Below are 23,101 nucleotides of genomic sequence, written 5' to 3'. Positions count from 1 at the left end.
CCTTGTTAGCCTCTTTATTGTTAGCTAGCCCCGTCCAGGCTACCGAATATATTTATCGAGACATAATGGCGAACACTCTGGCCCCCGAGCACTGCCAAGTTGAGAGCAAAGCCAAGGAAAATGCTGCCAAAAACTACAATATCGACAGATTCAGCAAAAAATTCTGCCAGTCCCAAGGTTACGGCTGGCATGTCGACGAGGTAAAAAGCACTGGTAACACAGTTTGCGACACCTGTAGCAACCCACAGGAAGCAAAATGCCGTCAGGAAGATGTCGTAGTGAGTTGCAAACGAATTAAACCGGGTACGGTAGGTATGTTGCCCGGCAAAGGATAAGCTAAAGTCCACCCAAGGGATCGGTAATCCCGGCTTTTCCACACCTGAAGCCGCCGGAAAACGAAGTTGACCGGCGGCCCAGCCAGCCTGAATCAGGGCTGCAACCATTCGATAATATGATCTTCCAGATCGGTAACCTGCGACTCTTTAACCGCATAACTGCTGATAGACACCCCCGCCTCTTTCACCGACTCGCGAGTCCCGGTGATCAAGGGATGCCAGCTAGGCAACGATTCACCGTCGGTTAACAAGCGGTATGCACAGGTTGACGGCAACCAGTTGTATTCGGCAAAGTCATGTTGCTTCAAGTCGATGCATTCCGGCACCAGCGTGCAACGCTCGCTATAACGAGTGCAACGACAGGTTTCTAAATCGATCAAATCGCACGCCACGCTGGTAAAAGCAATTTCTCCGGTGTCTTCGTCTTCCAGCTTGTTCAAACAACACTTGCCGCAGTTATCGCACAGCGACTCCCACTCTTCCGTGCTCATTTGCGCCAGGGTCTTGGTTTCCCAAAAATTCATAGGCTTATTGCGGTTTTAGTTGCCGCAACTGATAGTGCAACACCGCCCAGGAACCAAGTACCGCCAGCATGGACGAAATCATCAATAGCAAAATAAACTCCGAGAAACTCAAAAACAGTAAGTCGAATGAACTGTTATACAAGGTCGATAGTTTCTCCACCGGCGTTTCCAGGATCAACAGCATGATCGTCATGATCAGCCAGCCGAGAAAACCCGAGATAAAACCCAGCCAAAAGCCGGTATACAAAAACGGCCGTTGAATAAAAGCATGGGTAGCGCCGACCAGTTTGGAAATAAACACTTCGTCCTGGCGATTCTGCAACTCCAGACGAATGGTATTGCCGGTAATGAAGGTTACCGCGAAACCCAGTAGCAGACTGACTAACATCACACCGCGGCTGGCAATCAGCATGATGGTTTGCAAGCGCGCCACCCATTGCATATCCACCTGCACGAAATCGACTTGCGGGAATTGTTTAAAATCGGACATCAGTTTCTCGATGTCTTCGTTGCTTTCCAGCGCATTTTTCGGCACTACTTGAATCACGCTCGGCAAGGGATTGCGTTCCAGCGCATTCAACGCATCGCTGAAACCGCTATTGGCTTTGAACTCCTCCAGCGCCTGTTTCTTGCTGATAAATTTAACTTCCATGACGCTACCGTTTTGCTGGATTTGCTCGGCGAGCTTCTGGCCGGCCGCGTCGGTAATGTTGTCGTGTAAAAACAAGGACATCTGATTGCTGGACTCCAGATTGCCGGTCAATTGCTGGATATTGGCGACCACGATATAAAAACTGCTGGCCAAGGAAATGGCGATAGCCAATACCAGAATGGTCATGGTGGACGTAAAAGGCGTGCGGCTCAGCCGGCCTAGACTGGAGAACAGTCCATGGGCATGGTTGAGCATATAGGCATGGAATAATTCCAGCAGCCTGCTACCGGTTTGTCTGCGGTGATTGCGTTTCATCGTCAACTCGCTATCAAATGGCCTTTATCGAGCGTCAATACTCGATGGCCGAGATGATTAATCAACTCTATATCGTGGCTGGCTATCAACACCGTCACCCCGACCTGTTTGAATTGCTCGAACATGAACATCACTTCGGCGGACAGATCCGGGTCCAAGTTGCCCGTCGGCTCGTCAGCCAGAATCAGCTTAGGTTTATTGACAATGGCTCGGGCGATACCTACGCGCTGTTGCTCCCCACCGGACAGGGCCAAGGGATGTTTCCTTTCCTTGCCTAACAGACCCACTTTATCCAAGGATGCCCGCACCCGCCGCGCCACTTCCTGATGGTTATAACCCGAGACCACCAATGGCAGGGCCACGTTATCGAATACCGTTCTATCGTTCAGCAGTTTGTAATCCTGAAAAATCAGGCCCAGATTACGACGCATGTAGGGGATCTTCCGTTCGCCGATGCGCGTAATATCCTGGCCATCCAGCAACACGCTGCCGCGCGTGCATTGCTCCATCATCGCGATCAACTTCAGCAAGGTACTTTTACCGGCACCGGAACGGCCGGTTAAAAATGCCATTTCGCCGCGATGCAAATGAAAGCTGACATCGGTCAAGGCTTCGCCGGCATCGGGATAGCGTTTGCTTACGTGTTCGAATCTCAACATGGTATCTGGCTACTGCGCATCACTCTTGAACAAACAGGGCATCGACGAAGGTTTGCGCATTGAAATCCTGCAAATCGTCAATCTGCTCGCCCACACCGATAAAACGAATCGGAATATGCAGTTGATTAGCCAGCGCGAATATAATGCCACCCTTGGCGGTGCCGTCCAGCTTGGTCAAGGCAATGCCGGTCAGTTCTACCGCTTCGTTGAATAGTTTAGCTTGCGACAAAGCATTTTGCCCGGTGCCCGCATCCAGTATCAGCAATACCTCGTGCGGGGCTGACTCGTCCAGTTTGCCCATGATCCGTTTGATTTTTTTCAATTCGTCCATCAAGTTGGACTTGGTATGCAAACGTCCGGCGGTATCGGCGATCAATACATCCACCCCTTTGGCTTTGGCTGACTGTAAGGCATCGAAAATCACCGATGCGGAATCGGCGCCGGTATGCTGTGCCACGACTTGAATATCGTTGCGCTCGCCCCAGGTTTGCAATTGCTCGACTGCGGCGGCCCTGAAAGTATCGCCCGCCGCCAACATGACGCTATGGCCTTGTTGCTGCAAGCGTTTAGCCAGTTTACCGATCGAAGTTGTCTTGCCGGCACCGTTAACACCCACCACCAAAATTACGAACGGCCCATCTTGTTTGGGAATTTGCAACGGCAGGCTGCAAGGTTCCAGCATCGCTAATAAATTTTGCTTCAAGGTTTGGCTCAATAATTGGCCGTCGCTGAGTTGATCGCGCTCCAAACTATCGGTCAGCTGTTTAATCAATTGCGTGGTGGTTTCGATGCCCAAGTCGGCCATCAATAATTGGGCTTCAATGTCGGCCAATAACTCCTTGGTCAGCGCCTTTTGCCCGAATGCCAAGCTGCTCAGTACCCCGCCCAGGCCGGTTCTGGTCTTTTTCAGCTGAGTGGTTAAACGCAAATATAAAGAATCTTCGCTGCTAACCTGAGTTACTTCCGCGGGCACCTGTTCGGTTGCAACAGTCTCAGAGGCTTCGAAGGCTACACTTTCGTCCTCGGTTCCCGTGCGATAACGGCTGTAAAATAGAATCCCCAGCAACGGCAACATCAGCAACGCAGCGACCGCATTATGCGCAACGGCCAACGCCAGAGGCAGCTGGTACTTGACGCTAAAAATCCCTAGTGCGATCTGCAGTAATAACAGCATACTGAGGATATTTCCCGCCAACCGCACCGGTTTTGGATGGCGTTCCGAAGTTGCGGACAACATCAAAGCGCTGAGCACCAGGAAAGTGAAAGCAGCCAAAACGCGATGCAATGCCTGTATCGCCATTTTCGCATCGGCGGAAAGACCGCTGTCCCTAAACAGATCCAAAATACTCAGATAATTGCCGCCCGGTAACCATTCGCCGTTACAACGCGGAAAATCGCTACACGCTAGGCCGGCATAGTTGCTACTGACCCACCCGCCCAGCACAATCTGCGCAAGCAAGACCAGTATCGCCAAACCGGTAAATAGGATGGGGCCGGAACGAACCGGCCTTGCTTCGGCAGCCGGATTAAGCCGCAAATAGCTCCAACCTAAAGTCCAAAACGTAAAAAAACCCAACAACAGATGCGCTGTTACGACGCCGGGTCGCGTGCCGGATGTCACCGTCCACATGCCCAAACCGGCTTGCCCGGCTATCAACAGCAATACCAGAGTGGTCAGCATGACTGCAGGCGAACGCGGTTTTTCCCTCCACGCCAATCCAAACCAAACCAACACCAATAGCGCCAAGCCGCCAGCCAAATAGCGGTGGGCCATTTCTTTCCAAGCTTTTGCGGTATCCAAGGCATACTGCGGAAAGACAGCAGCCGCATCGGCTTTAAATTCCGCGCTGTCACTGACGAAAGCCTTGCCGTAACAGCCAGGCCAGTCCGGGCAACCCAAGCCGGCGTGGGTTAAGCGCACATACGCGCCGACGATGATGACTAGCAGCGCCAACAACGCGCAGCACAGAGTTAGTTTTCTGAACATATTTCTAACCGATTTGTGAAATTCTGAGTAACTTGCTTAAGTCGCTTTTGACTTGGTAAGGATCGTAGCCCGGAGCGTATTGCATCATCAGATTTCCTAGTGGGTCCATGATGATCAGCATGCCTTCCGGCAAGGGCTGCGCGTTTAATTGTGTTAACTTTTCCTTTAAGGAGACGGCTGGCAAGGCTTTTAATAAGCGACCGTCATCGCGCCATTCCGCCGGCAGCTGATAAGTTTTTTCAAACAACACCGCCAAGCGGCGAATCCGGGCAATATCCTTACCCATCATCAATGTCAGTTGATGGGTTTTATACAAGGCATCGCGACAGGTTTCCCCGCAGTCCCTCGGCACAGGATTGACCAACACCCAATGGCCTTTCAACTCCTGCATATTTTGCGCAGAAAATGTGTCGTAACCGGAAAATTCATCAGCCGAGGTTACTTGCGGTGGAGTGATCAGCACGCCATTGTTGGTGCCTAGCCTAACGATGTCCGGATTTTTCGCCAAAAACCACGCAAACCCAAAGGGCACGATGGACATGGCGAATATCACTACGATGGTGATGCGGTTTTTTTTATATTGATTATCCACGGTGTATTTTTCGACTGCTAATCCAAATAAATAGGGCTGTTAAGGTCAGCGCTAAGCCGAACCATTGTACTGCATAGGCCCTATGTTTTTCAGGTGGGATTGCCACAGCAATCTTCCATTGCCGTTGATAGCCATCGGGCTGCGCCGAGTCGAGTTCGATCTGATAATCGGCCAACGCATATCCCAACCTATCCGCCAAGAGTTGGCCATCTATTACTTGTACTCTGACCGGCCAAGTTTCCCCCGGAATTTCCGCACCTTTTAATTTCAGACCTGGCTCAGGAAAACGGTTAATTCTGCCACGTACTTGCTGCGTCACAGTGCTGATACCAATGTCCGGCAAAACTTCGCGGGAAGCGCCTAACGGAATCCAACCACGGTTCACTAATATGCCAGGCTGACCGCTATCGGGCAAAAACGGCGTTAAAACCAGGTAGCCGGGTTTGCCGTTTAGCGTTTGGTTATCGATCAAAACCTGATGGTTAATATCGTAGTGCCCAGTCACTAAAACCGGCCGATAGCGCAAAACATCCTTATCTATTCCGGTTTGAGGCGTTAAATCCAAGGCTTCCGCATTGACAGCATCTTGCTGTTGCGCCAGTAAAACCGACTTCTGTTCGCCGCGTCCCAATTGCCAAACCCCCAAACCGCACAACAAACCGAATAACAGCAGGTATCCGCTTAAGGCGAGTAATGAACAACGGAATTCGATACCCCGCATACTAAATTTGATCATCGGTGACTGCTCCTGGGTGGATATGTGCTATTGGCAAGCGTACCTGAATCGCCGAGAATGCAGGTTTTTATTTATTATTGCCGCCATGCTCATCAAAACGCTCACTATCGTCGCATTCCTGGCCATCGTCATCAGCCTCGGGTCCGCGCTGTTTCATATTGTCAAACACAAGGAAGACAGCGATTCGGCCAAGACCGCCAAGGCTTTAACCATGCGTATCGGTCTCTCGCTGGCCTTATTCGTCCTACTGTTCATCGCGTACGCCACAGGCATGGTTCAACCCCACGGCATCGGTGCCCGCATGCATGCCAACCAAAATCCAGCAACTGCAACGTCAAACCCTTAAAAATCGACAAAAAAAAAGCGCGATCCGTAAAGACCGCGCTTTTTCCGGTTTGATTAACAGCTGTTACATCATGTAAACAAACACGAACAGACCCAACCAGACCACGTCGACAAAATGCCAGTACCAAGCGGCTGCTTCAAAGGCAAAGTGGTTTTCCGGGGTGAAATGACCTTTCCAGCTTCTGAACAACACGACCGATAAAATAATTGCACCGACACAGACATGGAAACCGTGAAAACCGGTCAACATAAAAAAGGTTGAACCGTAGATGCCCGAACCCAGAGTCAAACCCATTTCATGGTAGGCTTCGTAATACTCGGTCGCTTGGAATGCTACGAACAAAAAGCCCAAACCAACAGTAGCGATCAAACCTTTGATCAGTTGATCGCGATTTTTTGCTAACAAACCGTGATGCGCCCAAGTACAAGTTACACCGCTGGACAACAGCAACAAGGTATTCAGAAACGGTAAACCAAACGCACCCATCGGTTCGAAATCACCACCTACTTTACCGGGACCGTTGGTAGGCCAAACTGATTGAAAAGCCGGCCACAAAGTATCGTGTGTCGAACGGCCCGGCCCGCTTGGAAAGCCGGTTTCACCCAGCCAAGACACGGACAAATTACGTGTGTACCAAAGTGCACCGAAGAAAACGGCGAAGAACATGACTTCGGAAAAAATGAACCACATCATGCCCATACGATAAGAAATACCGACACCGTGGTTGTACATACCGGATTCGCTCTCCGTAGACTGCAACGCAAACCACAAACCAAGCATCACCAAAAATATCACAAAACCCGTCAGCATCATGCCGGAACCGATCGACGAACCGTTCAGATGATTAGCAAACCCCGCCAGCGTCATCATCAAACCGCCGGTAGCCAAAACCGGCCATACGGCTTTATGCGGTATGTAATAACTATCGTGTGTAGACATATCCTTCCCCTCTATTTTTTACTGATGTTAGTGTTATCAAAAAAAGTGTATGCAAGCGTGACGGTTTTATAGCGTTCGGGTAACGCCGGCTCCACAACGAAACGAACCGGCATGGTTTTTTCTTCGTTTGCTGCAAAAGTTTGTTCAGAAAAGCAAAAGCACTGAGTCTTTTTAAAAAACTCTGCCGCCAAGCCGGGGGTAATACTAGGTATCGCTTGGGCAATCATAGGCTTGTTAGTGGTATTTTTGGCATAAAAATTAACGGTGTAGTATTCACCGGGATGCACTTTCATGCTTTTCACTTCTGAACGGAACAACATCGGAGTGGACTCGTTTAAGGACGTGAGAAACTCGACAGTCACCTCCCTATTTTTATCCACCTGATACGCCGCCTCCTGAACCAATTGACCTTCAACTTTACCGTTCAAACCGGTTAAATCGCAAAGCACATCGTAAAGTGGCACCAGAGCATAACCAAAACCAAACATGGCAATTGCGACAAGCGCCAGCTTACGGACCAACTTGATATTTTTTTGCCCAATATCGTCGCTCATTGCGAGATAGCCTTAATAACCGCAAATACGTATATCGTAAAGGCCACCGCAAACAACACCAAAGCGGTCAAAATGTTTTTCTTTTTTGTATCCATTTCATTACCCAATAAGCCATGTCAAATGACATGGCTTATTTCAGTCACTCATTTCAAGCCTTAAAAATGCTCGGTAGGGATTCTCGCCGGCGGTGTGCTGAAGGTGTGATAAGGCGCAGGCGAAGGCACGGTCCATTCCAGACTGTGTTTGCTGGCATCTTCCCAAACCTCGTCACTCACTTTTTCGCCGGTTCCACCGCGGATGGTGTCGATGACGATGTAAACAAACAACAGCTGGCTAAAACCGTAGATGAAAGCACCAATACTGGACACCATATTCCAATCAGCGAATTGAATCGCATAATCGGGGATACGACGCGGCATGCCAGCCAAACCCAGGAAATGTTGCGGGAAGAACAAGATGTTTACCGATACCGCTGACAACCAAAAATGCAGCTTGCCGATTTTCTCGTTGTACATATTGCCGGTCCATTTAGGTAACCAGAAATAACCGGCAGCCATCAGAATGAAAATAGACGCAGGCACCAAGGTGTAGTGGAAGTGGGCAACGATGAAATAGGTATCGTGGTATTGAAAATCCACCGGCGCTACCGACATCATCAAACCGGTGAAACCACCCATCGTAAACAGCACCACAAACGCAATCGAAAACAGCATCGGCGTTTCGAAGGTCATAGAGCCCTTCCACATGGTTGCGGTCCAGTTGAACACTTTCACTCCCGTTGGAATCGCAATTAGCATGGTGGCGTACATAAAGTACAACTCACCGGCAACTGGCATACCCACGGTAAACATGTGGTGGGCCCAAACGATGAAAGACAAGAAGGCAATCGCACCGGTCGCATACACCATAGAGGCATATCCAAACAGCGGCTTACGGGCAAATACCGGAATGATGGTCGACGCCACACCGAAGGTCGGCAGAATCATCACATACACTTCAGGATGTCCGAAGAACCAGAAGATATGCTGATACAACACGGGATCACCGCCGCCGGCTGCATCGAAGAAGCTGGTGTCGAAGAATTTGTCGGTCAACAGCATAGTTACCGCACCGGCAAACACCGGCATGATAGCGATCAACAAAAACGCAGTGATCAACCAAGTCCAGACGAACAATGGCATTTTCATCAAGGTCATGCCAGGCGCGCGCATATTAAAAATGGTGGCGATCACATTGATAGCACCCATGATGGATGAGATACCCAACAAATGCACAGAGAAAATAGCGAACGGGAAGGATTTACCGTTTTGGAAAACCAAGGGCGGATAAAAAGTCCAACCACCCGATGGCGCGCCACCTTCCATGAACAAAGTGCTGGCCAACAACAATACGCCTGCCACCAACATCCAGAAGCTCATGTTGTTCATCCGTGGCAAGGCCATATCCGGCGCACCGATCATCATCGGAATCATCCAGTTGGCCAAGCCAACGAACGCCGGCATGACGGCGCCGAACACCATCACCAAAGCATGCATGGTGGTCATGGAGTTAAAGAAGTTTGGATCGACAAATTGCAGGCCAGGCTCGAATAATTCAGAGCGTATAACCAATGCCATGGCACCACCGACAAAAAACATTGCCAGACCGAATACCAGATACAAGGTGCCTATATCTTTGTGGTTGGTGGTAAATATCCACCGTAAAACGCCCTTCTCAGGGCCGTGATCGTGGTGATCGTGATGATCATCATGTTCAGCTACGACAGCAGTCATACTTTATACCTCAGCAAAAATTAGAAAATGAGTTCATTGCGAAAATCAGTGAATTACTCATCATCGTCCCATTTAGGTGTGATTTTATTAGGCTGAATCTCATCACCCACGTTGTTACCCAATGCCGGCGCGTTTCTGATGTAAGTGATCAGTTCGGCCAATTCGTCATCCGGCAATTTTTTGAAGGCCGGCATTTTGCTCGTACCTGCCTGAATAAAACCAATCAGCTGATCCATATTGCCGGTGACTTTCGCGCTGCCTCGCAAAGCGGGGAACCAACCGGAGATGCCGTTACCATCGATCTGGTGGCAAGCCACGCAGTTTTTCAGATAAACAGACTCACCTTTTGCCATCAGCGTGTTGCGGGTTTGGTCGCTCAAGTCAGGTGCTTGGTTCTGTTTCTCCAGAGTCGCTTTCACCCAGGCGTCGTATTGATCCTGCTCCATCGCCACTACCACCACAGGCATGAAGCCATGGTCTCGACCGCATAGCTCGGTACATTGGCCGCGGTAAGTGCCTGGTTTATCAACTGAAGTCCAAGCTTCGTTGATAAAACCGGGGTTGGCGTCTTTTTTCCAGCCCAGATCAGGCACCCACCAGGAGTGAATCACGTCGCCAGCAGTAAACAGAAAGCGGATTTTCTTACCAACCGGCACCACCAGCGGCTTGTCCACATTCAACAAGTAATTGGGCACGTTACGCGGGTCCATGGAACTGACCCTATGAGTTTTTTCGCTGGCCTCGTCTAAATGGCTTTCGAAATGCACGCCGCTATCCAGGTATTCATACTCCCAATACCATTGTTTACCGGTGACTTTAATGCTCATCTCTGAGTCCTGCACCTTGTCCAAATCGATTACGGCTTTGGTGGCAGGAATCGCCATACCCACCAGAATCAGGGTGGGTATGATGGTCCAGATGATCTCAACAGTCGTATTCTCATGAAACTGCTCGGCTTTATGGCCCTTTGATTTACGATGATGATAAATCGAGTAAAACATAGTGCCGAACACCGCGATCCCAATAAACACGCAGATCCACAGAATCAGCATGTGCAAATCGTAGAGCTCGTTACTGAGTTGCGTCACGCCCTTCATCAGGTTGAGTGTATAGTCCGCATGCGCAGTCCCCAAGCCTAAAGCCATCAGGACTAAACAAGCGAGCAGTTGCTTTGTTTTCTTCACGGAGCAGCCTCCCCATTGGTAGTTATAAACTTGTATGCGTTATATCTTCGTAATATCGTCGCAAGACCCTTTAACCGGCGAACAATTCCATTTACTGATAATTATCATAAATTAACTGGGCAATTTTAACCCATGACTCACCCACAAACCAGAAGAGGTTTTCCCGTTTGTAAAAAATACACATAAAAAAGGCTTGGGAACATCGCTGCTCGCAAGCCTTTTGTTGCGTAATAGAGACAGATTTATGCTGTCATTACTTCAATGCTTCAGAATACGCCATGTCGAATTTAGGAATATGGCTATCCAACCAGCTTTTGACCAATTGCCCCACGTCTTCGGTGACTTCGGCTTCGCCAGCATGAAATTTTTTCTGTAAATCCGCGCAGATACCGATCAACGCTTCGTGCTCGGCTTTGTGCCTATCATAACCAGCAAAGCCCTTTGCCACCATTTCCTTTTCTTCGTGAGCAAAGTGATCAACCACATAGGCAATCAGTGCATCCAGCGAAGCGCCAACGGTTGCGCGCGCGGCGCCGCCCGTGGCTTCATCGTACAGTTTATTCAGCAAACCGAACAAGGTTTGGTGCTCTTGGTCGGCAAATCCGACATTAGTGCCATATTGAGCCGCAGTCCAAGTAATTAAAGCCATATAACGTCTCCTGGTTGTTTTTGTAATGGAGTCGTCATTTTGAACATCTGGCCTTCATTTTTTTTGATTTACATCAACTTTTTGCCAGTTTGGCAAACTCAATTTAGCCGCCAACAACTCAAAATCACCGGCAGCCGAAAACGGCAAAATCCCCAATAGAGGCGCATCCAGACGCTCACGTAAATACGTTAGATTACCGTCAAAACCCGGCATAGCCTGATCAATTTGCACCGCCACCCAACCGGCACAAGACAAGCCGGCCTGATGTATGGCCGACATAGTCAAGCGCGCGTGATTGATACAACCCAGCCTGACACCCACCACCAGAATCACCGGCAAACGCAAGGCTTGCGCCAGACCGGCGTTGTCCAAAACCCCGCTCATTGGCGAATACCAACCGCCTGCACCCTCGACCAGCACCACATCAGCCCGTTGTTGTAAGCGGGTAAATCCATCCGAAATAACATCCACTGAAACATCCACACCACCGCAAGCCAAATGGGGAGATATTGCCGCTTCAAAAGCGTAGGGGTTGATTTGCCGGTATTCCAGTGACACCGAAGCGTATTGCTGCATCAGTAGCGCATCGGAATTTTTCAGCATTCCGTTATGCCATTCACAGCCGGCGGCCACCGGCTTCATCCCCACCGTACTCAAGCCTTGCATTTGCAGGTAGCGCATCAAGGCAATCGTCGCCCAGGTTTTGCCGACGTTAGTATCCGTACCGGTAATGAAGAACGCGGATTTCATAACCTTGCCCGCACGACAATAATTTCATAGCTGGCCACTACTTCACCGCCTACCATACTGTTCTCGTAGCGCCGAATCATGCGCTGCAATTGCGAACGGGTGGTGGGTCGCCGATTTCTGGCATCGCTAACATTATGCGCCCCCAGGTCTTTTAGCTCATGCATCAAAGCCAGTACCGTGGGGTAAGATAAACGATACATCACAGTATCCACATCAACCCGCCCAAAACCAGCAGCCCTTAAAAAACCGCCAATCTGCCCCGCACTATAAAAATCGTTAACATGAACAAAGTCGTCGACACCGGTCCAAGCGGCTTTCAATTCTTTTAAGGTTTCCGGACCGAAGGTTGAAAATACCAGCTGCCCATCCTGACGCAATAATCGCCGCACATCGGCAAATACCGCCGGCAAGTCCTGACACCACTGCACGGCCAGATTCGAATAAACTTGTTGCAGACTGTTATCCGCAAAAGGTAGTTTTTCGGCATCGGCACAAACATATTCTACCGATACAGCACCGTTGTTCCGTCGCGACGCTTGCAGCATGGGCAATGCAATATCCAATGCCAAACAAGACTGATTCAGCCCATCTAACGGCAAACATCGCGTCAAAAAACCGGTGCCGCACCCAATATCCAGCACCCAGCCCGGTGCGGATTGCAACGGATATTTTTGCAGCAGGGCTAATCCCACCTGGCGTTGCAACATCGCCGCCGAATCATAACTCCCAGCCGCCGCCGCAAACGAATGCCTAATTTTGGCTTTATCCAACACGGCAAAACTCATTCAGCCGCAGCAACGATGTCGCATAACTGCTGGGCGTGCGATAAAAAAGGCACATGTCCGGCATTTGCCAGCAGATGCAGTTTGACGCGCGAATTTAAAGTTTTTACAGCTTGCCCGGTTTGTACCGGAATCAAAGTATCTTTATCGCCTTGCATGACCGTGGTCGGACAGTGCAAGCCCACCACGGACTTGCGCAAATCGCTATTTTTCAGAATTTGCAAACCACCCTGCAACGCATCACACGCCGGCGCATCGCACTCCTGCACGGCCAAGCGCAATTGCTGTAATAACTGCCGGCTTTCCGGCAAGCCCTGAACTTGCAAACCCAAAAAGCGCTGCAAGGTCAATTTCGTGTCATCGCTAAGCTGGGCGACAAAACCATCCAACACTTCCGGCCTCACTCCCGGCCAATCGGCAGTTTTGACAAATTTAGGATTGCCGGACAGCAAAAACAACGACCGCACTCGGTCCGGACGGCGCGCCGCCATATCCAAAGCCACCGTCGCGCCCAGCGACCAACCCAACACGCTAAAGCGATTGACCGGAATCGCATCGAATAAAGCGGACGTAATAGCCGACAGGTCATATGCATCCAAACCGGCACTGCGGCCGTGACCGGGTAAATCCAGGCAAATCACCTGGCGATGCCGAGCCAGTTGCCTGGCAAACTCGCGCCAAATACCGCTATGCATCGCCCAACCGTGCAGCATGACCAACGGTAATCCCCGGCCGTATATTTCTCTATGAATACCGGTCATGGCAAAGCCTTGGCCAATGCATACAGTAACGCATCGACCTTCTGTTCTGTGTGATTGGCGGAAAAAGTGATCCGCAAGCGCGCACTGCCGGCCGGCACGGTCGGCGGCCGAATCGCACTGACCCAAAATCCTTGCTCCAGCAAGCGCTGGCTGGCCGCCACGGTTTGGCCGCTGTCGCCAATCAGAACAGGTTGAATCGCGGTAAAAGAGTCCATTAGTCGCAGGCCTTGTTGTTGCGCACCTTGCCGGAAACGGGAGATTAGATTTTGCAGCTGTTCGCGGCGCCAGGACTCAGCTTGCAGCAAACGCAGACTGGCGCGAGTCGCCTCGGCAACAGCCGCCGGCAAGGCGGTGGTGAAGACATAACTCCGAGCTTTTTGAATCAGCATCTCGATCAAATCCTCGGAACCGGCCACGAAGGCGCCGAAGGTCCCAAATGCCTTGCCCAAAGTCCCAATCAGAATGGGTACGTCATCCTGACTCAAACCGAAATGCTCGACAATGCCGCCGCCGTTTTTACCGAGTACGCCAAAACCATGGGCATCGTCGATCAGTAAGCCGGCATGATGTTGTTCGGCCAACTCGACCATCGCCGGCAGCGGCGCCAAATCGCCGTCCATACTGAATACACCGTCGCTGACCACCAAAGCCTTGCCGGCGGCAGTAGACAACTTGGCTCGTAAGTCCTCGACCTCCACGTGTCGATAGCGCTGAAAACGCGCCCGTGACAACAGACCGCCGTCCAACAGAGAAGCGTGATTCAAACGGTCCTCCAGCACTGTATCGCCGCGACCCAACAATGCCGAAATCACGCCGAGATTGGCCATATAACCGGTCGAAAATAGCAAGGCTCGTTCCCTTCCGGTAAATGCCGCCAATTCTTCTTCCAAACCATGATGCGCGCTACTGTGACCGCAAATCAGATGCGCGGAACCGCTGCCAACTCCGAAGTGATCGACACCAGCTTTAAACGCTGCAGCAACCTCGGGATGATTGGCCAGCCCCAGATAATCGTTACTGCAAAAATTGATCAGCTGCCGGCCATCGACATTCAGCGTAATGCCTTGCGGACCATCGACTACCCGGCGGCGCCGATACAGGTTATCGCGCTCCAGTTGCCGCAGTTGGCCGGCAAAATCGTAGAAATTATTGGCCATTAGGCGTAGGTGGAACCGCCCATTTTAACGCCCAAGCGCTCAAACAACTGCTGGTCGTGGTTAGTCATCGGGTTATCGGTGGTCAGCAGTTTATCGCCATAGAAAATCGAGTTGGCGCCGGCCAGGAAACACAAAGCCTGCATCTCGTCGCTCATCGCTTTCCGTCCCGCCGACAAGCGTACCCGCGACTGCGGCATTAGAATTCTGGCCACGGCGATGGTACGCACAAACACGATAGGATCCAGCGCTTCGGTGCCGTGCAGAGGCGTACCTTCCACCTGCACCAACATATTGATAGGGACGCTTTCCGGATGCTTGGGCATATTCGCCAGTTGCAACAACAATTTGGCGCGGTCGGTTGCCGACTCGCCCATCCCGACAATCCCGCCGCAACACACATTGATGCCGGCGTCGCGTACCCGTTCCAAAGTATCCAGGCGATCCTGATAAGTGCGAGTAGTGATGATTTCGGAATAGTAATCTTCGGAGGTGTCCAGATTGTGGTTGTAATAATCCAGGCCGCCGTCCTTCAAAGCTTGCGTTTGTTTATCGCTGAGCATACCTAGCGTTACGCAAGTTTCCATACCCAGCGCTTTCACGCCCTGCACCATTTCCACGACTCTTTCGATGTCTCTGTCCTTCGGACTACGCCAAGCCGCACCCATGCAAAACCGCGACGCGCCCTGCTCCTTGGCTTGCTGCGCGGCTTTTAAGACGGCGTCAACCGGCATCAAAGCTTCCGGATTTAAATCGGAGTCGTAGCGCGCACTTTGCGGGCAATAGCCGCAATCCTCGGAGCAGGAACCGGTTTTGATGCTCAACAAACTGCTCACCTGGATCTCGTTGGGATCGAAATACACCCTGTGCACGCTTTGCGCCTGAAAAATCAAATCGTTAAACGGTAGCGCCAGCAAAGCTTCGACTTCGTGTAATTGCCAATCGTGACGGATGGTGGCCTTTGATTCCAAGGGTTTCTGGCTTGCAGACATTCTGATAATCTCCGAAAAGTGAGGACAAAACCGGCGTCGGACACCGACTCATCAACCTGTATTTAAAATTATGGTAAACAACTGGCTGAACATTATACAGAAGAAATTGCTGCCGCCACGTTGCGTGTTATGCGCAAGCCCGGGATGCGGCGATTTAGATTTGTGCCTGGGCTGCTTGACCGACCTGCCGCGCAATCTTTCGTGCTGCTACCGTTGCGGAGAACATTTCGAGACCGCGATTGATATGCCGCAACTCTGTGGCCGCTGCCTGAAAAAATCGCCGACCTTCGACGAGACCTATGCGCCGTTTTTATACCAAAGCCAGATGCGCTATTTGATCGGCCAATTAAAGTTTGCCAACGATTACAAAAACGCCCGCTTAATCGCGGCCCTGCTGGCCGAGCATATTGCCGATAGCGCGGAGCTGCCGGATTGTCTGTTACCCGTACCGTTACATCCCAAGCGTTACCGCGAACGCGGCTTCAATCAATCGATAGAAATTGCCCGGCATTTATCCCGGCAGCTCCGCATTCCGCTGGATTTGTATAGCTGCGTTCGCCAGCGCGATACCGGCCACCAAACCGGCTTACCTGCCAAGCAACGCCGGAAAAACATGCGCCTGGCTTTCAAGATTGTTAAGCCACTGACGTTTCAACATATTGCAATCATTGACGATGTCATGACCACCGGCGCCACTGCCTCGGCGCTGGCCGCCACGCTAAAACAAGCCGGAGTCGGTAAAGTCGATGTATGGGTTTGCGCGCGAGCCTAAAATACCGTCTTAATTATCCCGGACGGCCGAGGCGGCCAGCGGTAAACCGGAATTTTGCAAGGCATTAAGAGTGGTCAGCAACTTTTCACGCCGCGAACCCAACAGCTGAAAACCGTGCATCAGCATCGTGATTTCATCCTGCAAATTGTGTTGATCGACGCCCATGACATTTAAAGCCTCGACCGCCGACGCCAGCGCCAACTCGTGCCGACTTTGGTAAGGCCGTTTAAAGCGGGTCTGAAAGCCGTCCCGCAATTTTTGCAGCAATTCTTCGAAATGCTGTTCGGTGAAATCGTCGGCCTGCATGCGTTCCAGCAACATCTGCTCGGCATCGAATACCTCGGTGTGAAAAGCCTGCCGATAAGCCGCGCATAATTGTTCCACCAAATTTTTATGCTGTTCTTGCTGTCCTTGCAGTTGCGCCACCAATCGCGCCGCATTTTCTTCCAGGCTGAACATTGGCCGTTGATAACGCATCGCATGCAAAGCCTCCAGCGTCGCCACCAATTCAATCAATCTGGGCTCGGCATAATTTTCGGTTTCCAGCCAGCGATAAAACAGCGGCTTGAAGGCATTCGGAAAACGGCCGAATTGCTCGCAGTAGGTTTCTACAAATTCGCCGATAAAGCGTTCCAGCGCCGGTTGATCGAGCAGTTGCTGCTTCATCGCCAACAACAACCTCCGACTCAACTCACTGATACTCATTTCCGCTCTATCAGCAGGACTTAGCGCGTTAACCGGCTCAGCATCGGCATCATCACCCACAATTTGCCTGGTCGGCGTAGCACTTAACAGCCTTTGCCAGTACTCCACCAACCCGGTACCTGCGGTTTCGCACCCGATGTGCTTGATAATATTGTCCGCCAAGGCCAACAAACAGCGACTGGCCGGGGAATTGACAGCCAAATCCACAACCGACATCTGTAAAGCCACGGCTTTGGGCAGATTCTCGTCGCGAATCACAAAGCCGCCGTACTCCACTTTCAATTTCAAGCATTTTTCCGCCACGGCGGCAAACCGCCGATAGGTATCGGTCGCAGCCGGGTAATCCACGGCCTGATTGACCACGACGCGCAGGCTGCCTGTATACTGGCGGGTATTCAAAGACTTCAGCAGCGCAAAGGCATCGGTTAGCGCCGCAGGATCACCGCTGACCACTAAAAAAGTTGATTGCGCCAATTCGATAAAGCGCAACAGCGTTTCGGTATGCGTCGCAGCCGTGTCGATCAAAAAATAATCGAATTGCGTTTCCAGATCCGCCAACGCAGCCGCCAGCCTATGTGTCTGCTCGGCGGAGACCGGCGCACCACCCATTAGATGCGCAGCTGACACGACGCCAACACCGTCGCCGGTTTTCAGCAACACCTCAGCAATGGCCTTTTCACCGCGTAACACCTGCTCCAGGCGATGTGCCGGCCGCAGCCCGAGCAATGTATTGATATTGGACAAGCCGGTATCGACATCGACTACGCAGACCCGCTTGCCGCGCAAAGCCATTGCCGCCGCTACATTAGCCACCACACTGGTTTTACCGACGCCGCTCTTGGCACCGGCAAACACGATAAGGTGCGGTTTTGATGGGCCCTGTTCTGAGATATATAAACTGTCCATGATGGCAATGAAATAGGCTGTTTAGGTCGCGTACAGATCGGCAAACCAAACCAGCCGAATTCGGGCAATATTGTAAGCCCAAACTTATAAATTCATGAATTCATACAACAAACCAAATTGTAAATGTCGGCACATAAGCGACAGCCCGGACCGTATCGCCGGCGAATGGTCGATTAACCACCGTCTTCACGTATAATGCCCCGTCCACAAAACGACTACACATGCTATGACCACACCGCGTCTCGCCTGGGCTATTACCGGCTCCGGACACTATATAGAAGAATGTCTTGAATACATGCTAACGCTGGATAATGTTGATTTGTATTTGAGTCAGGCCGGCGAGGAAGTTTTGAAAATGTACGGTATTCGCCTGGACGACATCCGCGCCAAGATGCCGGTGTATCGGGATAAAGCCGCCTCGGCGCCACCGGTCGGTTTGTTCTACAAAGGTCATTACCACACCTTTGTGATGGCCCCCACTACCTCCAATACCATCGCCAAATGCGTGTTGGGCATCGCCGATTCGTTGATCACTAACCTGTATTCCCAGGCCGGCAAATGCCGCGTGCCCAGCATCGTTTACCCTTGCGACACCCAGCCGGAGATTGAAACCACCGCGCCCGGCAAGAAAAAATTCATGGTCTATCCGCGCCCAATCGACCTGGAAGCCACCGACAAAATCCGCAGCTTTCCTTACACCCAAGTGGTTGATGATGTCGAGCAGCTAATCGTTGCCGTCAACACGCGATTGGCCAGTCTATGACCGAACGCATCCTGTTCATCACCGGCCGGCTGGCGGAGAAACAAGTCCGGCAAGTATTGGAAAAAATGCAGCCCGACTTTCAATACAAGGTGTATGTGATGGGCGTAACGGTGGCGGCGTTGATTACCAGCGACATGATCATCCGCCGCTTGCCGGACGCGCAAGGCGCTGACCGGGTGATTTTACCGGGCCGCTGCCGCGGCGATCTTTACGCATTAGCACAACACTTTGGTGTGCCATTCGAACGCGGTCCGGAGGAAATCAAGGACTTGCCGCAGCATTTTGGCCTGGCCGCTCAGCATTACGACCTCAGCCAATACCAAACCAAAATTTTCGCGGAAATCACCGACGCGCCTAGCATCAGCGTCGAGGCGGCGATTGAGCGCGCTTATTATTACAAAGCCAACGGCGCGGATGTGATCGATATTGGCTGCCTGCCCGGCACGCCGTTTCCACATCTGGCTGAGTGCATCCTCACCTTGAAACAAGAAGGCTTTACCGTCAGCATCGACTCGCTGGAAGACGCCGATCTGCTCGCAGGCGGCCAAGCGGGTGCCGATTACATGCTGAGCCTGACCACCAAAAGTCTGTGGATTGCCGAGGAGGTGGCGACAACGCCGATTCTGATTCCGGAAACGCACGGCGACTTGGACACGTTGGACGAGGCCATCGCGATCTTACAGCGTAAAAACCGCGCTTTCATCGTCGATCCCATCCTCGATCCAATCCACTTTGGTTTCACCGACTCCATCGTCCGCAATCATGAATTCCGCCGCCGCTATCCGGACGTGGAAATGATGATGGGCGTCGGCAATCTCACCGAACTGACCCACGCCGACACCTCCGGCGTCAACGCGATTTTGTTGGGGATTTGTTCGGAGTTGAATATTAACCATATTCTGGCAACGGAAGTGAGTAAACACGCGCGCCGCGCCATCAAGGAAGCCGACAGCGCCCGCCGCATCATGTACACCGCCAAGCGGCACAATACCCTGCCCAAGCATATCGCGCCGGATTTGCTGACCGTGCATGACAGCTCGCCGTTTTTGAACAGCCGCGAGGAAATCGAAAGTTTGGCTGCGGAAATTAAAGACCCCAGTTACCGCATCCAAGTCAGCAGCGACGGCATTCATGTATTTAACCGCGATGGCCTGCACACCGCACAAGACCCATTTGATTTATACCCCAAACTGCACGTCGAAACCGACGGCGGCCACGCCTTTTATTTGGGTGTGGAACTGGCCCGAGCCGAGATAGCCTGGCAGTTGGGCAAGCGCTTCACCCAGGATCAGCAATTGAGTTGGGGCTGTGCCGCGCAAGGCACCGAGCCGACGGTGGATTTACATACATTCAAACCCGCCGGCAACACCTTAAAAAAGCACGAAGACTAAGCCGTTTGTCGGTTGCGCTTGTCGTAAACTCGACAAAGCCTCAATCCGGCTTTGCGTTAGTCTCGCCAAACCCCCGCTATTTCGGCCTCAGTTCATTTGGTATTGGTCTTGCTTGTTTCTTGGCTAAATCCCATTCACCCGAACGAGCCCTCGCACATGCCCGAGTTTCCGTTAAAACTGGCGGTCGCCACCAAGGACAACATTTCCATCAACGAACATTTCGGCCATGCCACGAAGTTTTCCGTGTATAGCGTCTCCGAAGCCAGTTGCGAATTATTAGAAACCCGCGAAGTGGCCAATTACTGCCTGGGCCAGCATGCCGACGAGTCCGCAATGCCCGGCATTTTGGCAACCATTAAAGACTGCTACGCAGTGTTCGTGGCGCGTATCGGCGACGGTCCCACCGCCAAAGTCCATGCCATCGGTGTGCGCGCGGTTTCTGAATACGCCTATGCGGCGGTTGAAGAATCCTTGCTGGACTATGCCAAGCGCACCGCAGCCGGCGAGGAGATCGGATGACCCCTGAGCATGTGCAGCAATGGGTAAAAGATCACCCCATCAGTCCGATTCACGTCGATTGCGCGGTGACGGTGATGCTGAAAATCATCGACGGCAAATGCAAGATGCGGCCGACTGAAAAAGTGGTGATGGCGCTGCTGTACGACTGCGTCAAACACTTGCCTGGGCAACTGCTGCCAGCCGATCTACATCCTTTGATTGCGACCGCCCGCACTCGTGAAGACGACGAAGCCCTGAAAAATCTGATTTACGAAAAACGTCTGATGGCGGAAACCGCGATTTCCCGGCCGGTGATGAAAGGTTTTAAAGCGATGATCCGCGAGCAAGGCTTGCTGGAGCGCCGGGATGTAGAAGAAACGGAAGCCTAAGTCGCGTTCAATCGAAAAAATCGAAACTCAGCTGTCCGCCCAAGCTTGGTGGACGAAACAAATCGCTGCGCAATGCCGGTAGAGAACCCGTTAGTTCCAGCTTTCTGGTAATCAGCTTGAAACGCTGCGCCAGCAAATCGGCGTAACTACCACTACCCGTTTGGCGTTGATGAAACGCCGCTTCGTAAGCTTTGCCGCCGCGGCTGTCTCTGACTCGATTCATCACGTGCTCGGCTTTCAGCGGGTAGTTTTGTTGCAGCCATTCTGCAAATAAATCCGCCGTTTCCAAGGGCAAGCGCAACAGAATGTATTGCACGCTTTGCGCGCCGGCCGTATGAGCCGCGCTGACGATGCTTTCCAGTTCGTAATCGGTGAGAACAGGGATTAAAGGCGCCAGCATCACGCCAACCGGAATCCCGGCTTCCCGTAAGCGCGCTAATGCCTCCAAACGACGTTGCGGCGCAGCGGCGCGCGGCTCCAGCGTCCTGGCAAGCGTTCTATCCAGCGTGGTAATCGACAGGTAGACGCCAACCAAACCCTGCCCGGCCATCGGCGCTAAAATATCGATGTCGCGTTCGATCAAGGCCGATTTGGTGACGATACTGACTGGATGCCGGGTCTCTGATAGCACTTCCAAAATCTGCCGCATGATGCGCTGCTGCCGTTCCAGCGGTTGGTAAGGATCGGTGTTGGTTCCCAAGGCCAGCGGCGCGCAACGATAACTGCGTTTGGCCAACTCTTCGCGCAACAAACGTGCAGCGTCAGGCTTAACCAGAATTTTGCTCTCGAAATCCAGACCGGCAGAATAGCCCAAGTAGGCATGGGTCGGCCTGGCAAAGCAATAAATACAAGCATGCTCGCAACCGCGATACGGGTTTATCGACCGATCAAACGGAATATCCGGCGAATCGTTATAGGTAATCACCGATTTGCTGCTATCGATAATGACTTCGGTGGGCAACGGCGGCAACGCTGCATCCAAACAGCCCCAGCCGTCGTCTTCAGCCTGCCTGTTCAATTTTTCAAACCGACCGACTGCATTACTGATACTGGCGCGACCTTTGTAAATTAATGGCTTAGGCATAGCATCATCTTCAAGCAATTGATAACTGGGCAAAGGGATTATACCCTGCACGCGCCAATCTCCAGATAGTCGCACAGATTTTGCCACCCGACATTGGCTCTACCGGTTCAGCGTCTAATCTTACATCCGCTCTTGAAAGCTCATCAGACGAATGCCAGACAAACGATGAAAAAGCCGCTGATTAAATATACCACCGGGTTAAACTAAATTTATCTGCTGCCAAATCGACGGTAACAGCGGTTGCTATCAAAACGGCCTCACTGGCACACTCATTCTGGCAGGGAGCTATCTATTGAAATGGGAGCGCCGACCGCGAGAAAAATCCAAGCCTCATAACCGTCAAGAACATAAAGGCGAACGGTATTTAAACAACGGCAAAATCACAGCGCAAAAAAAAGCTCGCATCGCTGCAAGCCTTAGTTTTGTTTGGGGACAATAATGACCGCGGCGTCTAGTTAATTAAAAACTCCGAGAAAAACACATCACGAAAACCGTCGCTATTTTGAATTTTGCTCAACAGATCAGTTATCACTTGTTTGGTTTTCAAGCGTAAGGCTTCGCGCTGTTCCATGCTTTGCAGGTCGGCACTTTTCATGCCGCTAAGCATCATTATCATTTCATGACGCAGAACCGGCATGTGCTTTTTAATGACTTCCAAATGATCGGCACCTTCCACCAGTAACTGCACGTTCAACATCAGGTATTTTTTGGGCTCGGCCAGATTGACGGTAAACTTGGGTTTCATCTCCAGATACTCAATGACCGGCCCGGCGCTTTCGTCGGCTTTTTTCTCGCCGGAGTTCGCCCAGGTCATCGCCGGCAACAGCATCAAACTGATCAACAAAATAAATGTTCGCACGGATTCCTCATATAATGTAGTGACTACACCAAAAGTATATTCCAATTTCGC

The 23,101-nt window shown here is 51.6% G+C and carries 26 protein-coding genes; 6 read left to right on the top strand and 20 right to left on the bottom strand.

From position 1 onward, the window contains the following. Positions 1 to 20: 20 nt before the first annotated feature. The 7 genes from CWO84_RS25240 to CWO84_RS05125 are packed head-to-tail and all read right to left on the bottom strand — an operon-like array spanning position 21 to position 5,800. Positions 21 to 443: a hypothetical protein gene (locus CWO84_RS25240; protein ID WP_165385948.1), complete on the bottom strand. Its 423-nt coding sequence runs from the start codon at positions 441 to 443 to the stop codon at positions 21 to 23. Further along, positions 428 to 859 (bottom strand): YcgN family cysteine cluster protein, encoded by a 432-nt coding sequence (locus CWO84_RS05150; RefSeq protein ID WP_033156566.1) that lies wholly within the window; start codon positions 857 to 859, stop codon positions 428 to 430. The genes CWO84_RS25240 and CWO84_RS05150 overlap by 16 nt, the downstream gene beginning before the upstream one ends. A gap of 4 nt (positions 860 to 863) precedes the next feature. Further along, a complete protein-coding gene (gene ftsX, locus CWO84_RS05145) occupies positions 864 to 1,826 on the bottom strand; it encodes a permease-like cell division protein FtsX (RefSeq protein ID WP_033156567.1) in 963 nt (320 codons plus the stop codon). Between the two features lie 2 nt (positions 1,827 to 1,828). Beyond that, positions 1,829 to 2,485: a cell division ATP-binding protein FtsE gene (gene ftsE / locus CWO84_RS05140; RefSeq protein WP_033156568.1), complete on the bottom strand. Its 657-nt coding sequence runs from the start codon at positions 2,483 to 2,485 to the stop codon at positions 1,829 to 1,831. A gap of 19 nt (positions 2,486 to 2,504) precedes the next feature. Beyond that, positions 2,505 to 4,472 carry a signal recognition particle-docking protein FtsY gene (ftsY, locus tag CWO84_RS05135; RefSeq protein ID WP_033156569.1) on the bottom strand — a complete coding sequence of 656 codons (1,968 nt, stop codon included), beginning with the start codon at positions 4,470 to 4,472 and terminating at the stop codon, positions 2,505 to 2,507. Positions 4,473 to 4,476: 4 nt separating this feature from the next. Further along, positions 4,477 to 5,064, bottom strand: a complete 588-nt coding sequence (locus CWO84_RS05130; protein WP_033156570.1) for a hypothetical protein — start codon at positions 5,062 to 5,064, stop codon at positions 4,477 to 4,479. Next, the gene (locus CWO84_RS05125; RefSeq protein ID WP_033156571.1) at positions 5,057 to 5,800 is read right to left on the bottom strand and encodes an SURF1 family protein; all 744 of its coding nucleotides are present in this window, start codon (positions 5,798 to 5,800) and stop codon (positions 5,057 to 5,059) included. Before CWO84_RS05125 ends, CWO84_RS05130 begins: the two co-directional genes overlap by 8 nt. Here CWO84_RS05125 and CWO84_RS05120 point away from each other — a divergent pair. After that, positions 5,793 to 6,146 carry a twin transmembrane helix small protein gene (locus CWO84_RS05120; protein WP_308441641.1) on the top strand — a complete coding sequence of 118 codons (354 nt, stop codon included), beginning with the start codon at positions 5,793 to 5,795 and terminating at the stop codon, positions 6,144 to 6,146. The genes CWO84_RS05125 and CWO84_RS05120 overlap by 8 nt on opposite strands. Positions 6,147 to 6,209: 63 nt before the next feature. Here CWO84_RS05120 and CWO84_RS05115 read toward each other — a convergent pair whose 3' ends face one another. The 10 genes from CWO84_RS05115 to bioB all read right to left on the bottom strand — a co-directional run bounded on the left by CWO84_RS05115 (position 6,210) and on the right by bioB (position 15,683). After that, positions 6,210 to 7,085 (bottom strand): cytochrome c oxidase subunit 3, encoded by an 876-nt coding sequence (locus CWO84_RS05115; RefSeq protein ID WP_033156572.1) that lies wholly within the window; start codon positions 7,083 to 7,085, stop codon positions 6,210 to 6,212. A gap of 11 nt (positions 7,086 to 7,096) precedes the next feature. Further along, entirely contained in the window at positions 7,097 to 7,639 is a 543-nt protein-coding gene (locus CWO84_RS05110; protein WP_033156573.1) for a cytochrome c oxidase assembly protein, read from the bottom strand. A 155-nt stretch (positions 7,640 to 7,794) separates the two neighbouring features. Beyond that, the gene (gene ctaD / locus CWO84_RS05105) at positions 7,795 to 9,411 is read right to left on the bottom strand and encodes a cytochrome c oxidase subunit I (protein WP_033156574.1); all 1,617 of its coding nucleotides are present in this window, start codon (positions 9,409 to 9,411) and stop codon (positions 7,795 to 7,797) included. A 53-nt stretch (positions 9,412 to 9,464) separates the two neighbouring features. Further along, complete coding sequence (gene coxB, locus CWO84_RS05100; RefSeq protein WP_033156575.1) at positions 9,465 to 10,595, bottom strand: cytochrome c oxidase subunit II; 1,131 nt, start codon at positions 10,593 to 10,595, stop codon at positions 9,465 to 9,467. 253 nt (positions 10,596 to 10,848) lie between these two features. Next, positions 10,849 to 11,244, bottom strand: coding sequence for a bacteriohemerythrin (locus tag CWO84_RS05095; RefSeq protein WP_033156576.1), 396 nt, complete (start codon positions 11,242 to 11,244; stop codon positions 10,849 to 10,851). A gap of 54 nt (positions 11,245 to 11,298) precedes the next feature. After that, positions 11,299 to 11,994, bottom strand: coding sequence for a dethiobiotin synthase (gene bioD, locus CWO84_RS05090; protein ID WP_033156577.1), 696 nt, complete (start codon positions 11,992 to 11,994; stop codon positions 11,299 to 11,301). Continuing rightward, entirely contained in the window at positions 11,991 to 12,779 is a 789-nt protein-coding gene (gene bioC / locus CWO84_RS05085) for a malonyl-ACP O-methyltransferase BioC (RefSeq protein ID WP_033156578.1), read from the bottom strand. Before bioC ends, bioD begins: the two co-directional genes overlap by 4 nt. Then, positions 12,776 to 13,537: a pimeloyl-ACP methyl ester esterase BioH gene (gene bioH / locus CWO84_RS05080; protein ID WP_033156579.1), complete on the bottom strand. Its 762-nt coding sequence runs from the start codon at positions 13,535 to 13,537 to the stop codon at positions 12,776 to 12,778. Before bioH ends, bioC begins: the two co-directional genes overlap by 4 nt. Next, on the bottom strand, positions 13,534 to 14,694 hold the full coding sequence (bioF, locus tag CWO84_RS05075) for an 8-amino-7-oxononanoate synthase (protein WP_033156580.1): 1,161 nt from the start codon (positions 14,692 to 14,694) through the stop codon (positions 13,534 to 13,536). The genes bioH and bioF overlap by 4 nt, the downstream gene beginning before the upstream one ends. Beyond that, the gene (gene bioB, locus CWO84_RS05070) at positions 14,694 to 15,683 is read right to left on the bottom strand and encodes a biotin synthase BioB (protein WP_033156581.1); all 990 of its coding nucleotides are present in this window, start codon (positions 15,681 to 15,683) and stop codon (positions 14,694 to 14,696) included. The genes bioF and bioB overlap by 1 nt, the downstream gene beginning before the upstream one ends. A 70-nt stretch (positions 15,684 to 15,753) precedes the next feature. Between bioB and CWO84_RS05065 the strand changes: the two genes are divergently transcribed. After that, positions 15,754 to 16,455 (top strand): ComF family protein, encoded by a 702-nt coding sequence (locus CWO84_RS05065; RefSeq protein ID WP_101051953.1) that lies wholly within the window; start codon positions 15,754 to 15,756, stop codon positions 16,453 to 16,455. A 9-nt stretch (positions 16,456 to 16,464) separates the two neighbouring features. Here the strand turns inward: CWO84_RS05065 and CWO84_RS05060 are convergent, their stop codons facing one another. Beyond that, positions 16,465 to 18,066: an AAA family ATPase gene (locus CWO84_RS05060; RefSeq protein WP_101051952.1), complete on the bottom strand. Its 1,602-nt coding sequence runs from the start codon at positions 18,064 to 18,066 to the stop codon at positions 16,465 to 16,467. Between the two features lie 226 nt (positions 18,067 to 18,292). Here CWO84_RS05060 and CWO84_RS05055 point away from each other — a divergent pair, with 226 nt between their 5' ends. The 4 genes from CWO84_RS05055 to CWO84_RS05040 all read left to right on the top strand — a co-directional run bounded on the left by CWO84_RS05055 (position 18,293) and on the right by CWO84_RS05040 (position 21,107). Beyond that, entirely contained in the window at positions 18,293 to 18,829 is a 537-nt protein-coding gene (locus tag CWO84_RS05055; RefSeq protein ID WP_033156583.1) for a flavoprotein, read from the top strand. Further along, positions 18,826 to 20,220, top strand: a complete 1,395-nt coding sequence (locus tag CWO84_RS05050) for a DUF6513 domain-containing protein (protein ID WP_033156584.1) — start codon at positions 18,826 to 18,828, stop codon at positions 20,218 to 20,220. The genes CWO84_RS05055 and CWO84_RS05050 overlap by 4 nt, the downstream gene beginning before the upstream one ends. 156 nt (positions 20,221 to 20,376) lie before the next feature. Further along, positions 20,377 to 20,739, top strand: a complete 363-nt coding sequence (locus CWO84_RS05045) for a NifB/NifX family molybdenum-iron cluster-binding protein (protein WP_033156585.1) — start codon at positions 20,377 to 20,379, stop codon at positions 20,737 to 20,739. Next, complete coding sequence (locus CWO84_RS05040; RefSeq protein WP_033156586.1) at positions 20,736 to 21,107, top strand: hypothetical protein; 372 nt, start codon at positions 20,736 to 20,738, stop codon at positions 21,105 to 21,107. Before CWO84_RS05045 ends, CWO84_RS05040 begins: the two co-directional genes overlap by 4 nt. Before the next feature lie 7 nt (positions 21,108 to 21,114). Here the strand turns inward: CWO84_RS05040 and CWO84_RS05035 are convergent, their stop codons facing one another. Next, on the bottom strand, positions 21,115 to 22,191 hold the full coding sequence (locus tag CWO84_RS05035) for a PA0069 family radical SAM protein (RefSeq protein WP_101051986.1): 1,077 nt from the start codon (positions 22,189 to 22,191) through the stop codon (positions 21,115 to 21,117). A gap of 451 nt (positions 22,192 to 22,642) precedes the next feature. After that, complete coding sequence (locus tag CWO84_RS05030; protein WP_033156742.1) at positions 22,643 to 23,050, bottom strand: flagellar basal body-associated FliL family protein; 408 nt, start codon at positions 23,048 to 23,050, stop codon at positions 22,643 to 22,645. Positions 23,051 to 23,101: the final 51 nt, after the last annotated feature.

This window comes from Methylomonas sp. Kb3 (assembly GCF_002834115.1).
Taxonomy (GTDB): Bacteria; Pseudomonadota; Gammaproteobacteria; order Methylococcales; family Methylomonadaceae; genus Methylomonas; species Methylomonas defluvii.
Note: the sequence above shows the minus strand (reverse complement) of the source record. Positions and strands in the feature narration are given on the sequence as shown.

Bases quoted from the DNA above. Each gene is read 5' to 3' on its own strand.
- CWO84_RS25240 (WP_165385948.1), bottom strand. From the start codon at position 443: ATGGTTGCAGCCCTGATTCAGGCTGGCTGGGCCGCCGGTCAACTTCGT.
- CWO84_RS05150 (WP_033156566.1), bottom strand. From the start codon at position 859: ATGAATTTTTGGGAAACCAAGACCCTGGCGCAAATGAGCACGGAAGAG.
- ftsX (WP_033156567.1), bottom strand. From the start codon at position 1,826: ATGAAACGCAATCACCGCAGACAAACCGGTAGCAGGCTGCTGGAATTA.
- ftsE (WP_033156568.1), bottom strand. From the start codon at position 2,485: ATGTTGAGATTCGAACACGTAAGCAAACGCTATCCCGATGCCGGCGAA.
- ftsY (WP_033156569.1), bottom strand. From the start codon at position 4,472: ATGTTCAGAAAACTAACTCTGTGCTGCGCGTTGTTGGCGCTGCTAGTC.
- CWO84_RS05125 (WP_033156571.1), bottom strand. From the start codon at position 5,800: ATGATCAAATTTAGTATGCGGGGTATCGAATTCCGTTGTTCATTACTC.
- CWO84_RS05115 (WP_033156572.1), bottom strand. From the start codon at position 7,085: ATGTCTACACACGATAGTTATTACATACCGCATAAAGCCGTATGGCCG.
- CWO84_RS05110 (WP_033156573.1), bottom strand. From the start codon at position 7,639: ATGAGCGACGATATTGGGCAAAAAAATATCAAGTTGGTCCGTAAGCTG.
- ctaD (WP_033156574.1), bottom strand. From the start codon at position 9,411: ATGACTGCTGTCGTAGCTGAACATGATGATCATCACGATCACCACGAT.
- CWO84_RS05095 (WP_033156576.1), bottom strand. From the start codon at position 11,244: ATGGCTTTAATTACTTGGACTGCGGCTCAATATGGCACTAATGTCGGA.
- bioD (WP_033156577.1), bottom strand. From the start codon at position 11,994: ATGAAATCCGCGTTCTTCATTACCGGTACGGATACTAACGTCGGCAAA.
- bioC (WP_033156578.1), bottom strand. From the start codon at position 12,779: ATGAGTTTTGCCGTGTTGGATAAAGCCAAAATTAGGCATTCGTTTGCG.
- bioH (WP_033156579.1), bottom strand. From the start codon at position 13,537: ATGACCGGTATTCATAGAGAAATATACGGCCGGGGATTACCGTTGGTC.
- bioF (WP_033156580.1), bottom strand. From the start codon at position 14,694: ATGGCCAATAATTTCTACGATTTTGCCGGCCAACTGCGGCAACTGGAG.
- bioB (WP_033156581.1), bottom strand. From the start codon at position 15,683: ATGTCTGCAAGCCAGAAACCCTTGGAATCAAAGGCCACCATCCGTCAC.
- CWO84_RS05065 (WP_101051953.1), top strand. From the start codon at position 15,754: ATGGTAAACAACTGGCTGAACATTATACAGAAGAAATTGCTGCCGCCA.
- CWO84_RS05060 (WP_101051952.1), bottom strand. From the start codon at position 18,066: ATGGACAGTTTATATATCTCAGAACAGGGCCCATCAAAACCGCACCTT.
- CWO84_RS05055 (WP_033156583.1), top strand. From the start codon at position 18,293: ATGACCACACCGCGTCTCGCCTGGGCTATTACCGGCTCCGGACACTAT.
- CWO84_RS05050 (WP_033156584.1), top strand. From the start codon at position 18,826: ATGACCGAACGCATCCTGTTCATCACCGGCCGGCTGGCGGAGAAACAA.
- CWO84_RS05045 (WP_033156585.1), top strand. From the start codon at position 20,377: ATGCCCGAGTTTCCGTTAAAACTGGCGGTCGCCACCAAGGACAACATT.
- CWO84_RS05040 (WP_033156586.1), top strand. From the start codon at position 20,736: ATGACCCCTGAGCATGTGCAGCAATGGGTAAAAGATCACCCCATCAGT.
- CWO84_RS05035 (WP_101051986.1), bottom strand. From the start codon at position 22,191: ATGCCTAAGCCATTAATTTACAAAGGTCGCGCCAGTATCAGTAATGCA.